The organism is Pantoea sp. SGAir0175 (assembly GCF_043547855.1).
In genome coordinates this window covers 1,617,910-1,633,823 of the sequence record NZ_CP028081.1, presented here as the reverse complement: position 1 = coordinate 1,633,823, position 15,914 = coordinate 1,617,910, and the positions used below count along the sequence as shown (strand labels likewise).

Below are 15,914 nucleotides of genomic sequence, written 5' to 3'. Positions count from 1 at the left end.
TGCTCAAAACGGGCTTTCTGTCTCGATTTTGAGCAGCATACTTCGCAAAAGAGTGCGATCAATTGCGCTTCATCAGAATGGAAACCCCCATGACCACGCATGAAAAACTGCTCGCCCTGCTCGATCAGCACAACGCCCGTTACCGACTCATGGAGCATGAAGCGACCGGAAAGTGTGAAGCTGTGGCCGCGATTCGTGGCACGGAAGTGGGACAAGGTGCCAAAGCGCTGGTGTGTCACGTCAAGGGCAACGGCATCAAACAGCATGTGCTGGCGGTGCTACCGGCCGACCAGCAGGCCGACCTGAGTAAAGTGGCAGCCGCCGTGGGTGGCCGTCGCGCCTCGCTGGCCTCGCCGGCTGAGGTGGATGCGCTGACCGGCTGCGTATTTGGCGCGATTCCGCCGTTTAGCTTTCATGCGGATTTACAGCTGGTGGTCGACCCGCTGCTGTTCGAGCGCTACGACGAAATTGCCTTTAACGCCGGGCTGCTGGAGAAGTCGGTGGTACTGCAGGTGGAGGATTACCGCGCACTGCATAATGGTAACGTGATGAAAATAATACTCTAATTGCCATACACCACGCTGAGCGGTACTCTCGATGTCTTATCATCACGACAAAAGAAGACCGCAACTATGGCAAGTTCCCGTTTTACCGCCCGTCTGCGCCAGACGCTGGCACTGGCTGTGCTGGCAGGCTGCGCGTTCGGCGCTCAGGCAAAAATCGATCAGGTGCGTTTCGCCGTTGATCCTACCTATCCCCCTTTTGAATCCAAAACGCCGCAGGGCAAGCTGGTCGGGTTTGACATCGACCTCGGCAATGCGCTGTGCGCGCAGATGCAGGCCAAATGCGTGTGGGTCGAGAGCCAGTTCGACGGCATGATCCCGGCGCTGAAGGCGCGTAAGTTTGACGCCATCCTGTCGGATATGGGTATCACCGAAGAGCGTCTGAAGCAGATCGACTTCACCGTGCCGCTGTATGACACCCACACCCAGCTGATTGCGCGTAAAGGCTCCGGCCTGCTGCCCACCGCGGAATCGCTGAAAGGCAAAACCGTGGGCGTGGAACAGGGCACCGTGCAGGAGCGCTACGCGCTGGCGAAATGGCAGCCGCACGGCGTGAACGTGGTGCCGTATGGCGATCAGGCCCAGGTTGAGAGCGACCTGATTTCCGGACGCCTTGACGTGGTGTTCACCGATGCCGCACAGGCCGCAAATGGCTTCCTGAAGCATCCGCAGGGCAAAGATTTCGAGCTGGCTGGCCCGATTGTGCAGGATCCGATTATCGGCCCCGGCACCGCCATCGGACTGCGCAAAGGCGACACCGAATTAAAAACCGCGCTGGACAATGCCTTCGCAGAGATCAAAAAGAACGGTACCTTTGATACCTTGCAGAAGAAGTATTTTGCGACGGATATCTCTATTAAGCCGTGATCGATGGGGCGGCGCATTTGCCGCCCTTTTTCCAGCAGAACTATAATTCCCTTCATCAATTTCATGCGGCGCGGCCACGAGCGTGCCCCAGACACAGGACATCGACTGCGTTATGCAACAACAACATCATCCTTTGTTAAGCGCGACGCTGGGCACCCAGCGGGAAATTGTCAGCTTCCACTTCGGCACCGACTCACAGCAGCGGGTGTATATTCAGGCGGCGCTGCACGGCGATGAGCTGCCGGGCATGGCGGTGGCGTGGTATCTCAAGCAGAAGCTGCTGGCGCTGGAGTCGGCGGGCAAGCTGAAAGCCAAAGTCACTTTGGTGCCGGTCGCGAATCCGCTCGCGCTGGGTCAACACTGGCACGGCACTCACCTCGGACGTTTTCATACTCTTTCTGGTCAGGATTTTAACCGTCGCTTCCCGGCGCTGGGCGATACGCTGGCGGCAGAACTGGCGGGATCGCTGACACAGAGTGAATATGAAAACAAACGACTGATTCGCGACGCCATCGATCGTCACTACCGCGACCGCATCGCCAAAAGCGAACTGGAGGCCCAGCGATTCACCCTGATGCGCATGGCCAGCCAGGCAGACCTGATGATTGACCTGCACTGCGACTGGGATGCCTTGCCGCATCTTTACACCACACCGCACGCCTGGCCGGAGATTGAGCCGCTGGCGCGCTGGCTTGGCAGTGAAGTGCAGCTACTGGCGCAGATCTCCGGTGGAGAGCCGTTTGATGAGGCCTGCTGCGAACCCTGGCTGACGCTGGCTGAACGTTTTGGCAAGGACTACCCGATGCCGCGCGGCCTGCTGCCGGTGACGCTGGAACTGCGCGGCGTAGCCGATGTATCGCCGGAACAGGCGGAGAAAGATGCGGATGCGATTATCAATGCGCTAATTGAAGGGGGATATATTGCCGGAGAAACCGGAGACTCCCCTGCCCTGATACATGCACCAACGCAACTGGCGGGCTGTGAGTACATCCACGCGCCTCACTCCGGACTGCTGCTGAACCGCAGGAAGCTAGGCGAATGGATTAAAGCGGGCGAAGTAGTGGCGGAGGTTGTCGACCCGATCAATGACTACGTGACACCGCTGGTCGCTGAGTTTGGCGGCGTGCTGTATGCACGAAACCTAACCAAGTTTGTCACGGCCGGGATGCTGGTGGTGAGGCTGGCGGGGGAAAATGCGGGACGTAAGGGGGAGTTGCTGGTGGTTTGATAAACCCGAAAATCATCAAAAGTGAGTACACAGGGAAATCTGGACATGGCTTAGTAAAAAAACTTAAACAATGCTTGCTCGCTAGCGTAAATTAGCTTAAAAATTCTTTTCGATAAATTTACACTATCTTGATGAATCGGAGCTTTATGAAGCGCAGGCTGTTAGAGTTAGATGGATGCCGGGGTTTACTGTGCTGGACAGTCGTTGCTGGACATTGGTTGGGGAGTAGACTTGGATGGGGCAACGTCCATTTTTCTCATTCTTACATTTCAGTTGATGGTTTCTTTATCCTATCAGGAATTGTTTTAACTTATATTTATAAAGAAAAGTTATTACACGGTAGCAAAGAATATTATAAGTTTGCAGCACACAGATTTGAACGTTTATATCCCTTACACTTGCTAACTTTCTTAGTGTCAATCTACATTTATTTTACATTTTTTGAAAAGATACCTTTCAATGAACCATTTGCAACTGGCATCTATAATTTATTTTTGCTACATGGGATGGGGTTAGCTAATTCATGGAATTGGAATGATCCAAGCTGGTCTATATCAGTTGAATTTTACGCATCAGTTTTAGCGTTCCCATTGCTGCTAAAAATTCGCAATACGCATCTCTTAATTTCACTATCTGTAATATTATACGGCATCGTTATAGGAAGACATCACAATTTAGAAGCAGCCACAGACGTTTATTTCAATATACTATCCTCTGGATTTTTGAAATGTGTAGCTGGTTTGGCATTAGGAATAGCAATAATAAACTGTTCGGAAGTGACAAATGATTTAAAACGCACCGAAAACAATTCAATTGTACTTATATTACAGACTCTTGCAATAGCCTATGTGGCATACTTTATTTATACGAAAGATGATGTTACTTCCTACGATATAATAACTATAGTTTGTTTTACCTATATATTTTATAGCCTGATTAACTTTGATACATTTTGGAATACTTTATTTTCAAATTCATTACTGGTCTACTTCGGAAAAATAAGCTTTGCAATTTACCTTACTCATACTCCTTTAATGCTTTTGTTAGATCAAATCAATTATTATAGAAGCCTGAGCTTACAAAGCCAGACGATAGTATTCCTCAGTGTTTTAATAATCATTTCGCACTTTATTTATAATTGGTTCGAGATGCCTATTTATAAGAACACCAAGAAAATAACAGACACATTTTACTCAAAAAAATCCAAACAGCTAGCAGAAAAACGGCATTAAAATACTTTAAAAAATGCCGATTATTTTTCCGTTTAGTGTATCTGAAAAGATTATTCTAACAATTAATAAAAAAGCCATAGCTCGTTGATTACGAACTATGGCTTTGAAAACTAGCGGATAAATAGGATTAGTTTATCAACAAAGATTATTTTAATCAGCTAACCACTCAGTATGGAATACACCGTCTTTATCAATACGCTTGTAGGTGTGCGCACCAAAGTAGTCGCGCTGCGCCTGAATCAGGTTGGCAGGCAGCACTTCTGAGCGATAGCTATCGTAGTATGCAATTGCCGCTGAGAAGGTTGGTGTTGGAATACCGTTCTGAATGGCATAAGAGACAACATCACGCAGCGCCTGCTGATATTCATCAGCGATGTTTTTGAAGTAGGGATCAAGCAGCAGGTTTGCGATGTTAGCATCGGTCGCATAAGCATCAGTAATTTTCTGCAGGAACTGTGCACGGATGATGCAGCCAGCACGGAAGATCTTCGCGATTTCACCGTAATGCAGATCCCAGTTGTTCTCTTCTGAAGCCGCACGCAGCTGAGAGAAGCCCTGAGCATAAGAAACGATCTTACCCAGATACAGTGCACGGCGCACTTTCTCAATGAACTCAGCTTTGTCACCGGTGAAGGCTTGCGCCTGAGGGCCGCTCAGCACTTTAGAAGCTGCAACACGCTGTGACTTGAGTGAAGAGAGGTAACGAGCAAATACTGACTCAGTAATCAGAGAAAGTGGCTCGCCAAGGTCCAGGGAGCTCTGGCTGGTCCATTTACCGGTACCTTTGTTGGCTGCCTCATCCAGAATCACATCAACCAGGTATTTACCGTCTTCATCTTTCTTGGTGAAGATATCTTTGGTGATGTCGATCAGGTAGCTGCTCAGCTCACCGTTATTCCAGTCAGTGAAGGTTTTAGCCAGCTCTTCATTGTTCAGACCGAGTGCGCCTTTCAGTAAAGCGTATGCTTCTGCAATCAGCTGCATATCGCCATACTCGATACCGTTGTGTACCATCTTCACATAGTGACCAGCACCGTCCGGACCGATGTAAGTAACGCAGGCTTCACCGTCTTCTGCACGCGCAGCAATTTTATCCAGAATTGGCGCTACCAGTTCATACGCTTCTTTCTGACCGCCAGGCATGATCGATGGGCCTTTCAGTGCGCCCTCTTCGCCGCCGGAGACACCGGTACCGATGAAGTTGAAGCCCTGATCAGACAGTTCTTTATTACGACGGATAGTGTCTTTATAGAAGGTGTTACCACCATCAATCAGGATGTCGCCCTTATCAAGGTGTGGCGTCAGTGAAGCGATGGTTTTATCTGTCGCTTCGCCTGCCTGTACCATCAGAAGGATGCGGCGGGGTTTTTCTAACGACTCAACAAACTCTTCCACGGAGTAATAAGGGGCAAGTTTTTTGCCTGAGTTATCCGCTATGACTTCATCTGTTTTCTCGCGTGAACGGTTGAAGATAGAAACAGTGTAACCGCGGCTCTCAATGTTAAGAGCCAAATTGCGACCCATGACTGCCATACCTACAACGCCGATTTGTTGCTTGGACATTATCTACTCCTATCACAAGTAAAGTTGGTAACGAGATACCAACGTAACTTTAAAGTTATATCAAAAAAAAATTATAACAGCTACTGAAAATGAAGTGTTTAATTAAATTCTTAAAAGATAACTTAAATTGCTAATCACTTCTATTTTCTAAGGCGATAATTTTCTTCTCTAATTGCTCAACTTGGCTTTCGTAGGCTCTAATTTTCTCAATGTAATATTTAAACTGACTTAATGTATTTGAATGTTCTTCTTTTAAAGCCTTATATAACTTAATTATGGATGAAGAATCAAATTCAGCTAATTTTGACTTCCGAATTTCATATTCTAATCTACCTTGTAGATCGAGTATAACTGGCAACAAAACATCTGGAGAAGATATTTTATCAGCTTCTACTCCATATTCATTATCGAACCCCTTGAATGCATCATCAATAGCAGCTTCAAGAGACTCTGAATTGGAAGGATTAATCCAGTACTTTTCAAGCAAATATGCAAGGTATTTCACTTGATTTTCGTTCATAGGAATGGCGTCTAAAATAAATGCATTTTCCAAGTCCTTAAGATCAATCAATTCTTGACAAGAAAACTGCCATTCACATTTTCCTGAACAATAAACTGTAGTGCCATCAATAAGAGCTTCAATACCAACACCTGAATTAATAGTAATAACTGATTTGGCTTTTCTAATTAAATGGTGAATATTGCTATTGCTTTGTATAACCCATGGATTAGATGTTGATAATTTTTTTAATGTCTCTTCTACAGCAGTAGAATTACAAAACGGATGTCGTTTGACGACAAGATGAGTTTTTGTTCGTTGTGCTATATTTGCTGCATCAACAAGGAGCTGAACGCCATCAAAATGACTATGAATCGAAACGGGATCATTCTGGACTTGCATAGGATAAAAAACAAAGTCATGAATGTCCGAAGGAAGAGGTTCATCAGACTGAGGATATTTTGAATCGTTGGTTTTTTCAAAAATGCCACGCCACTTCTCCAGCACGGAATTAGCAATAGCGATATCTTGTGATTTTATGCTTCTTTCGTAGAATTCAGGGTTGACGCAAATATCAGCCCATCCTGAATAACCCCTACGATCAAAAGTAAAAAGTGGCGTGACCGGTGCCTCTTTGATATGAATAACATTTTTTTCATTACTCCATGAATGATATGAAAAGATTAGCTCTCCTTTAGCCGGTTTTCTAGGTGCTTCATCGGCCCCAAACGGTACCTCCCTAAAATATAAGGGAATTTTCCTTTGAGCTAAAGTAATTATGAGTTTTGAAATTAAATGTTCATGTTTATACCCATCCACAGGATTTTTTATCCAGGATATAGGCATCTCGACGACAATTTTATTAATCATGGATTGCTCCTTCATTAGTTCAAATTTTTATAGATGCTGAGTGTCCTGTTAATAACATTATCTGATGAAAAATTAGCAATTACCAATGCTCTGGCTCTCAAACCAAAAGTTTTACGCAATTCATAATTCTTTAGTAAACATTCGATTTTTTGGGTCAAGTCCTCTAGGTTCTTTTTCTCAACTAAATAACCAGTGATAGCATGTTTTATGATACTGCTACAGCCGCCATTGTCATATGCAATGCTTGGCCTGCCTACTGCAGATGCCTCAATCAATATACGAGGAACCCCCTCCGCATAAGTTGAAGGTAACGCAATTAAGCTAGAATTTTGGATTAGTGAATTGACATCATAAGACCTGCCAAGCCATGTAATTAAACACTGCTCATGCCATTGTTGAATTGTTTCAATGGGAATAGAATCCGGATCATCTTTAACAACAATGCCAGCAACTTTTAATTCAAAATCAACTCCTCGCTTGAGTAATATTTTCTTTACTTCTACTAAATCTCCTAACCCTTTGCTCCAAATTAATCTACTTGCATATAAAACTGATGATCGCGACCCTTGTTTTTCTAATTCATATTTAAATTCATTTATGTTGACGCCAGCACCGTCTATTACTTCAGTCTTAGCAGAGTCAACATTAGTTAATCCAATAATCACCTTACGATCATTTTCATGTTCGAAAATGAGGAAAACATTTTTTTTAGCTACTATCCAGCTATAGCATTTTTTAACAAAAAATCTTAAAAATTTGTATTTTTTGCTATTGTGAGAAAAAACACGTCCCAAGCCGACAAAACTTAATACTAATGCTTTATTAAAAAATTTAGCGTAAATACCACCAATCAGGCATGATTTGATAGTTATACAATGAATTAAATGTGGATTTATATTTAGCAAAATTCGAAAGGCTTTATAGGAATCCAATAGTGACCGACAAATCCCAAGTGATTGCTCGGCCATATTTGAATTGTGAGTAATAAATCCCATACCATTAAGTTCATTCCTAATGGATGTACTTTCGAAATTGCAAACAATATGAACTTCATAACCTTCACTTAAGGCAGCAAGCGCGCGCTCTTTCCAGTGTAGATCGAAGTACCAATCAGAATTGATAAAATAACATACTTTTTGCATAATTTTAATTACCTTAATCTCCCTCCCCCCGCATTAATTAAATAAACCGTCGCAAATCCCTCTCATTATATTTTTCATATATTCGCGTTTATTATCACTCTTAAACACCAAAGAAGAATATTTAATTAGTCGCAAAATTATTGATAAATTACTGAATGGTGGTTTTGTTTTGAAATATTTCCTCCCCCACAATAAGTTCCTTGTTAAATAATAAACTTTCCAAGGTGGCATTACGACATTAGTGTGAGGAACATCATGGTAAAATGTTAACGATGGATAATGCCACATTATCCTTTTCATAAGATGAAGCGACCAAGCATAATACACGTCGTCAAAATATATAAATAAATCCTTTCGTATTTTATAGAAACTTTCTTTAACGACTTGTGTTCTAATAAACGTTCCAACAAAAGAAAAAGTGACAATTCTTTCGTTATATGTATCTTGTGCAATAAATTTTTCGTTGTTAATTAATGAAGAAAAAACTTCAAAAACAGTCGAAGGTATTTTCACCCATGGGATATTCATTTTACAGCGCAAATGATCGGTACTCACCACATTCGTAGTGATGACATCAATCTTGTCATTATCAACTAATATAAATTTTTCAAGTAGATTACTTTCTGGATAAGCATCATCATCATAAAAAAGGATCCATTCTGCATTACAATATTTTGATAGCCACTCTGCACCTCGAAAAAAACCACCGGCACCGCCATCATTTACATCACTATTTATAACGACAATTCTGTCATCTGTTAATTTAGCTAGCCATTCTGTCGTGCCATCATTTGAAGCGTTATTAACAATAACTATTGATTTGAAAGGGAGCAACAATGTTGCTCCTAAAGTTTTTTTAAGTTTTTCTAATCGGTTATAAGTTACGATAAGAGCTGTAACACTCATCTTGCATCGACCGCAAAAGAAGGCATTTTTTTACCTTCTTTCTTATTATTAATGAACATTTCAGCAGTATTTAACGCTTCTAAAATAGTAACATCCATATCCAGGTAACGATAAGTCCCCAAGCGGCCAATGAATGTTATATCTTCTTCCATTTCTGCTTTATTTAAATATTTTTCCAGTAACGACATCTCACCCATTTGCCGAATCGGATAATAGGGGGTGTCCTTTTCAGAACATAGGCGACTATATTCACGGTAACATACTGACGAATCATGCTTTTCCCATGGCGAAAAATATTTATGCTCTGTTATCCTAGTATACGGAATCTCTAGCTCACAATAGTTCATGACCGCACAGCCTTGGTAATCGCCATTATAAGTAAACTTTTCGAAGTCAAGAGTGCGATACCCCAGTCGCCCTAAATCATAATTGAAATAACCATCGAGAGGGCCACTAAAAAAGATATGCTCATAGTTATTTTTAGAACTAGGATCATATTCTGTATCTAGTTCAACGCTAATATTTTTATGATTCAGGATTGAGGCAACAATTGGAGTATAACCTTCTCTCGGCATGCCCTGATATTTATGATTAAAGTAATTGTCATCATAGTTAAATCGCACTGGCAAACGTTTAAGAATAGAGGCTGGAAGCTCGCTTGGATTCATCCCCCATTGCTTTATAGTGTATCCTTTAAAGAAAGCCTCATATAGCTCTTTCCCAACGAAGCGAAGGGCCTGCTCCTCAAAAGTCTTAGGGTCAATAATACTAACATCACCCTTTGATTCTATTAACTTTTTTGCTTCATCTGGCGAACAAGTCTTTTTAAAGAATTGGTTTATCGTATGCAAATTGATTGGTAATGAAAAAACCTGCCCCGCTACAGTTGCTTTTACACGATTTGTATAAGGCATCATTTCACAATGGTTACAAATAAATTCCCATACTTGCTGATTATCGGTGTGAAAGATATGGGGGCCATATGTATGGACCATTACCTTGGTTTGTTCATCTCTTTCACTATAACAGTTACCTGCAATGTGGCTTCTAGAATCAATAACCTTAACTTTATAATTTTCCTCAGCTAATTCACGGGCAATAACAGCTCCCGAAAAACCAGCACCGACGATAAGAATATTTTTATTCATGTGTCTATCCTAATATTACCCTACGAATTCTGTAATAATTTTTTGCTATTAACTGCCTACGTGAACTACCAATTGGTGCAAACTTATTTAACCAAGGCATTAGTCTTCTTTTAATTTTAGTTTGGAAAAGAATGGTTTCTTCTTTATTAACTACGATAGGTTGAGAATGTTTATTTAGCCGTTCGTATACTTCTTTTTGCCATGGCGTATTATTAATATAACTTATAAAGTTGTCGAAAAAGTCAACAGCAGGTGTATCCCAAGGTTTATTTTCACCTGCGTAATGAATCATCTTTGGTGCTTTTCTTGACTTCAGAAAACTCATATAAGTACTAAATCGTAAGTTAGGGAAAAAGTCATCAGTGTTGCCATTCCCATGATAAACATTCCACTCATACGGTAAATAATAAGTTCTATTATAGAAAACCTTGTTCATTATATCTTGATCTAAAAACCAAAAGTTTCTTGACTTCATTGTGGATATTAATTTTTCATAGGTATTTTCGTCATTCATTTGAGCAATGTTAAATACTATGATGCCTGCCTGAAAATACTTTTCTGTATCTTCCATTTTTAAAACATCACGCAAGTATTCCTGCGCAGTAACGTTTTTCAAGTCATCGACGTGAGCAATAGCACCAAACTTTACGAATCCTTCCATTACAATATCTTTTACAGCAGCAATGAGATTATTGCCAAGCTCTAAAGACATCAATTCGGAAACGTCACTCTCAACAACAGTATCGGCATCTATAAACAATACTTTTTTAAAACTACTAAACAATGATGGAATAAACAAACGCGCATATGTTGCAGCACTGAAATGAGCTCGTGTATAAACAGCTTTCATTTCACTAAAAGCATTAACATCGAAGAATCTGATAGAGATATTTTTATTATTATTTACTAACGTCAGAATCCTGGATTTATTTCTACTCGAAACATTATTCTCAAGTACCACTATGTCATAGTTATGGTGCTGATTTGAGTTTTTTATGATTGAATTAATCAACGCACCGCCGCTATGAGCATAATTTTCATCAAAACATATAACGACTGGTATAGCTCGCTCATCGAAAGCAGGTTTTATTTTTCCATTAAAAGTTTCATTAGTTACAAATGTTCGCTGTAACTCTTTTATTTTAAGTGTAGATGAATTACATTTATGGATAATGAATATATTGAACAGTCGTTCTGATATATGCCCAATAACTCTCTTTTCTTGTGCATTGTAATTTTTCAAAGAAAAATTATCTTCTAGATTGCTTAAAATATTAAAGAGCCACTCTGAATATTCTTCAAAAAGTTCCTTTTTCATCACAAACATATTTGTGTAATAACCTTCAGAGGACGAGTTGAAGGTTTTGACTGCAGCAGCATATTCAGGATATAAATAAATCAGGCTATCAATAGCACTTTGATAATCTTCAATATGTAAGTAACGAGAAACTTTATAGTGTTCGTAGTTATTCTTACTTCCCGCCTGTTTTACATTCCATATTTTAGGTAATAATACATCAAATCCATCGATTGCTTTTAAAATATCGCTTTTATTTAAACCATATTTTTTTTCATAATTCTTATCGATGATATCTTCATTTATTACACCCCATACATCTTCTTCGAAATCCTGATTTTCCGAAAAGTTTAAATGTCTACGATAATGCATGAAGCCAATATAATCGGAAAGTTCAGTATTCTTCCATACCCAATATTGTGCAGTCAATTCACAATAGAAAGGATTTTTATATGAGATATGATCACCGGTGTCATCTCCTGCGCAACATATGTCATTTAAGCTATTTTCTTTGCCGACATGAAGCGGCTTTATTATAGGATCAGACAAAAATGCGCTAGGTTTGTGATGGCTTGTATATATTGATATTGAGGGATTTTTGACTTCCATTTGCATTCCTTACATTGAAGAGCGATATTGTTCGAGTATATCTGTAGCGCTGCCGGTTGCTTTCAGACGATGATTTTCTATCCAAATCACGCGATCGCATATTTTTTCGATGTCTGAGAGATTATGACTCACAAAGAGAATAGTTACGCCCTTAGCTTTGAATTGGTTAATTGTATCAATGCATTTTTTCTGGAACGCATAATCACCAACCGCGAGCACTTCGTCAATAATCAAAATATCAGGATCAACTTGTGTTATTACCGAGAAACCCAGCTTCGCCAACATCCCGCTTGAATAAACTCGAATAGGCTCATCAATAAACTCACCCAACTCAGAGAATTCTATGATTTTATTGATTCTTTCATTGAGTTGTTTTCTTCTAAGCCCTAATAGGGTTGCGTTTAAACGGATATTTTCTCTTCCTGTTAACTCAGGATGAAAACCGCCTCCTAACTCAAGCATTGAAGCCACCCTGCCGCGAGTTACAACGCTTCCTGAAGATGGTTTTATAACTCCAGCTACGAGCCCTAATGAAGTACTTTTTCCTGCTCCATTCCTGCCAATTAGCGCAACCGACTGACCTTTTTCTACATGAAACGATATATTTTCGATAGCTAGATAACTTCTACCAGATAGTAGAGATAAGGCTCTCTTTGGGTTAAAAATGAGTTCTTTTATACCTGAACCAATATGATGGTACAGCGGATATTTTTTCGTAACGGAGTTAAATTCAATTGCTATGTCCATTATAAAATCTCCGCAAAGCGATATTTTAACTTATTAAATACCCATGACCCTAATGCCAGAACGACAAACCCAACCAAATATAATGTCAGGATCTTTTCGTAATCAATATATCCATCCATAAATAAAGACCGCCAACTTAATACCATATCAGCCAGCGGATTGTAATTTATTAGCCATTGATACTGTTGTGGTATCATATCCCCAGCATATAGAATGGGGGTGCAATAAAATAACAACATAATCCCTAAAGTGATAAACCTCTCTAGATCTCTAAAAAACAAATTCAATGTAGATAAGATTAGAGATATACCATAGGAGAAAATAAGCTGCCCCAATAAAATAATTGGTATTCCCCATAACCAGTTCCAGTGAGGTGTCATATTATAAATTAATAGAAATATAATAATGACTGGAATTGTGCATAAGAAATGCAAGCATTCCATCATAACGTTACTAAACGGTATGACGGAACGGGGAAAGACTGTTTTCTTTATTATCTGAGCATTCGCAATAAAGGAGAAAAGTGAATTTGTTGTCGAACTCGCAAACCATTGCCAAGGAAATAATCCAGTAATTATGAAAATGGTATAGTTGGGTATTTGCACTCTCATTATTAGTTTAAAAATAAAATAATAAATCATTGCAAATAATAAGGGATTGGCAATAGACCAAAGATACCCAAGGAAACTACTCTTATAACGAACCTTTAGTTCTTTTTCTGTTATGACTGTTATTAAGTCAATCAGATATCCCAAACTTAACTTCATACGTTTCGCTCTAGTCTCAAGCTTGCGCTAGTGGTTAATTTATACTCAACAAAATAGATTTGACACGCTACCGCCCCTGGCTTTTACGCTACCAGAGAGCAGAACATTCTATAAGCAAATTTGAAAAGCCTTGTTTAAATAACGAACCTTTAACTGGTGCTGTTTGCGCCATTAAATCGACGCCCGAGCTTACCATTTCTGATTCAATAATTAAAATAACTGCCGCTTTGAAAAGCAAAAAAGCCTGTCCGCAGACAGGCTTATTATTAGTTTGAAACTAATTATTTGAATCCATTCGGGTTCTTCGACTGCCAGTTCCAGGTATCGCGCATCATCGCATCAATACCGCGCGTGACGCGCCAGTCGAGCTCTTTGTTCGCCAGGCTGGCATCCGCCCAGAACGCCGGCAGATCGCCGTCGCGACGCGGTTTGAACTCGAACGGAATCTGTTTACCGGACGCCTGCTCAAACGCCTTGATCATCTCCAGCACTGAGAAGCCTTTGCCGCCGCCGAGGTTGTAAGCTTTGTAACCTTCAACTTTTGGCAGGTGATCCAGCGCTTTAAGGTGCCCTTCCGCCAGGTCGACGACGTGAATGTAGTCGCGCTGGCAGGTGCCATCTGGCGTCGCGTAGTCATCGCCAAACACGCCCAGCTTGTCCAGACGCCCAATCGCCACCTGCGCAATGTACGGCAGCAGGTTGTTCGGAATACCGGTTGGGTCTTCGCCAATCTCGCCGGATTCGTGCGCGCCGACCGGGTTAAAGTAGCGCAGCGCGATGGCTTTGAAGTTCGGCTCGGCTTTGGCGAAGTCGCGCATCACGAACTCAATCATCAGCTTGGAGGTGCCGTACGGACTGGTGGTGCCACCAATCGGCGTCGTTTCGACGTACGGAACCGGTGCGTCAGCGCCATACACGGTGGCGGATGAGCTGAAGATAAAGTTCCACACGCCGGCGGCGCGCATCTCTTCCAGCAGCACCACGGTCCCGGCGACATTGTTCTCGTAATATTCCAGCGGCATGCGCGTGGATTCGCCTACCGCTTTCAGCGCGGCGAAGTGGATGACGGCCGAGATGTCATTGCTGGCAAACAGATCGCGCAGGCAGGCGCGGTCGCGGATGTCGCCTTCAACGAATACCGCTTTCTTACCGGCCAGCTTCTCAACGCGATTGATTGCTTCGCGCGAGGCATTGCAAAGGTTATCCAGGACTACAACGTCGTCGCCGCGCTCTAACAGCGCCAGCACCGTATGGGAGCCGATGTACCCTGCTCCGCCCGTTACCAAAATAGCCATGTGTACTCCTTTAAAACCGCGCAACCTGCGCGGCGGGGAAAGAGATTATTTTGCCAGAATTTTTTGGATTGCTTCGCGGAAATCGCGGCCCTGGGTGTTGTTGCGCAGACCGTAAGAGACGAAGGCCTGCATGTAGCCGAGTTTACGGCCGCAGTCGAAGCTGGTGCCGGTCAGCAGCTGAGCATCAACCGGTTTTTTCTGGCTCAGGGAGGCGATGGCATCGGTCAGCTGGATACGGCCCCAGGCACCTGGCTCAGTGCGCTCCAGTTCACCCCAGATATCCGCAGAAAGCACGTAACGGCCCACGGCGGTCAGGTCTGAGTTCAGCTCGGACGGATGCTCAGGTTTTTCTACGAAGTTGGTGATGGTGCTGATATCGCCCGGGTTATCCAGCGGCTGCTCGGTGGTCAGCACGCCATACTCAGACAGGTCTTCGCCCGGCATATGTTTCGCCAGAACCTGGCTGCGGCCGGTCTCTTCGAAGCGTGCCACCATCGCGGCAAGGTTGTAACGCAGGTGGTCAGCGGTAGAGTCATCCAGCAGCACGTCTGGCAGGACCACCACAAATGGGTTGTCGCCAATCATCGGACGGGCACACAGTACCGAGTGGCCAAGACCCAGCGGGTTCGCCTGACGCACGTTCATGATAGTCACGCCCGGCGGGCAGATTGACTGCACTTCGCTCAGCAGCTGGCGTTTCACGCGCGCTTCTAGCAACGCTTCCAGCTCGTAGGTGGTATCGAAGTGGTTTTCCACTGCATTTTTGGAAGCATGGGTGACCAGCACAATCTCCTTGATGCCCGCCGCCACGCACTCGTCGACAATGTACTGAATCATTGGTTTATCGACGATAGGCAGCATCTCTTTCGGAATGGCTTTAGTCGCAGGGAGCATATGCATACCGAGACCCGCAACCGGGATTACTGCTTTAAGCTTGGTCATATTTATTCCATTTCATGAAGTGAATACGTGGGTCGATTATGCAGGATCGGCCGGTTGAGCAAGTATAATCTTTATCTGAAAAACCGGCACTAACTCTCTGTCAACACATAAAAAATCGTCAAAAAGTCCATCTACCACCCGGTAATCAGGCGGGAAAAAAAAGTGGCTAAATGGCTGAAAAACAGTGGAAGGCAGAGAGATGAGCGATGACCGGTGAGGCCAGTGATTGTTGAGCGTTC

The 15,914-nt window shown here is 42.7% G+C and carries 14 protein-coding genes; 4 read left to right on the top strand and 10 right to left on the bottom strand.

The genetic code is table 11. The features are described 5' to 3' along the window. The first annotated feature begins 89 nt into the window (after positions 1-89). The 4 genes from C1N56_RS07395 (at position 90) to C1N56_RS07380 (ending at position 3,890) form a co-directional block, all read left to right on the top strand. Entirely contained in the window at positions 90-566 is a 477-nt protein-coding gene (locus C1N56_RS07395) for a YbaK/prolyl-tRNA synthetase associated domain-containing protein (RefSeq protein ID WP_072209928.1), read from the top strand. Positions 567-632: 66 nt separating this feature from the next. Further along, the gene (locus tag C1N56_RS07390; RefSeq protein WP_058782016.1) at positions 633-1,430 is read left to right on the top strand and encodes an ABC transporter substrate-binding protein; all 798 of its coding nucleotides are present in this window, start codon (positions 633-635) and stop codon (positions 1,428-1,430) included. Between the two features lie 112 nt (positions 1,431-1,542). Beyond that, positions 1,543-2,658 carry a succinylglutamate desuccinylase/aspartoacylase family protein gene (locus C1N56_RS07385; RefSeq protein ID WP_166711523.1) on the top strand — a complete coding sequence of 372 codons (1,116 nt, stop codon included), beginning with the start codon at positions 1,543-1,545 and terminating at the stop codon, positions 2,656-2,658. Positions 2,659-2,804: 146 nt separating this feature from the next. Next, positions 2,805-3,890, top strand: a complete 1,086-nt coding sequence (locus C1N56_RS07380) for an acyltransferase family protein (RefSeq protein WP_394517334.1) — start codon at positions 2,805-2,807, stop codon at positions 3,888-3,890. A gap of 150 nt (positions 3,891-4,040) precedes the next feature. Here the strand turns inward: C1N56_RS07380 and gndA are convergent, their stop codons facing one another. The 10 genes from gndA to galF form a co-directional block, all read right to left on the bottom strand. Then, a complete protein-coding gene (gndA, locus tag C1N56_RS07375) occupies positions 4,041-5,453 on the bottom strand; it encodes an NADP-dependent phosphogluconate dehydrogenase (protein ID WP_394517333.1) in 1,413 nt (470 codons plus the stop codon). A 130-nt stretch (positions 5,454-5,583) separates the two neighbouring features. After that, entirely contained in the window at positions 5,584-6,822 is a 1,239-nt protein-coding gene (locus C1N56_RS07370) for a capsular polysaccharide export protein, LipB/KpsS family (protein ID WP_394517332.1), read from the bottom strand. A gap of 14 nt (positions 6,823-6,836) precedes the next feature. Then, positions 6,837-7,964, bottom strand: coding sequence for a glycosyltransferase family 4 protein (locus C1N56_RS07365; RefSeq protein WP_394517331.1), 1,128 nt, complete (start codon positions 7,962-7,964; stop codon positions 6,837-6,839). A gap of 33 nt (positions 7,965-7,997) precedes the next feature. Further along, positions 7,998-8,870, bottom strand: a complete 873-nt coding sequence (locus C1N56_RS07360; protein ID WP_394517330.1) for a glycosyltransferase — start codon at positions 8,868-8,870, stop codon at positions 7,998-8,000. After that, entirely contained in the window at positions 8,867-10,018 is a 1,152-nt protein-coding gene (gene glf, locus C1N56_RS07355) for a UDP-galactopyranose mutase (RefSeq protein ID WP_394517329.1), read from the bottom strand. Before glf ends, C1N56_RS07360 begins: the two co-directional genes overlap by 4 nt. Before the next feature lie 4 nt (positions 10,019-10,022). After that, positions 10,023-11,924 (bottom strand): DUF4422 domain-containing protein, encoded by a 1,902-nt coding sequence (locus tag C1N56_RS07350; RefSeq protein ID WP_394517328.1) that lies wholly within the window; start codon positions 11,922-11,924, stop codon positions 10,023-10,025. Positions 11,925-11,933: 9 nt separating this feature from the next. Continuing rightward, positions 11,934-12,671, bottom strand: a complete 738-nt coding sequence (locus tag C1N56_RS07345) for an ABC transporter ATP-binding protein (protein ID WP_260640495.1) — start codon at positions 12,669-12,671, stop codon at positions 11,934-11,936. Next, positions 12,671-13,438 (bottom strand): ABC transporter permease, encoded by a 768-nt coding sequence (locus C1N56_RS07340; RefSeq protein ID WP_346303239.1) that lies wholly within the window; start codon positions 13,436-13,438, stop codon positions 12,671-12,673. Before C1N56_RS07340 ends, C1N56_RS07345 begins: the two co-directional genes overlap by 1 nt. A gap of 281 nt (positions 13,439-13,719) precedes the next feature. Beyond that, positions 13,720-14,733, bottom strand: coding sequence for a UDP-glucose 4-epimerase GalE (gene galE / locus C1N56_RS07335; RefSeq protein WP_058757297.1), 1,014 nt, complete (start codon positions 14,731-14,733; stop codon positions 13,720-13,722). A gap of 45 nt (positions 14,734-14,778) precedes the next feature. After that, the gene (galF, locus tag C1N56_RS07330; RefSeq protein ID WP_021509335.1) at positions 14,779-15,675 is read right to left on the bottom strand and encodes a UTP--glucose-1-phosphate uridylyltransferase GalF; all 897 of its coding nucleotides are present in this window, start codon (positions 15,673-15,675) and stop codon (positions 14,779-14,781) included. Positions 15,676-15,914: the final 239 nt, after the last annotated feature.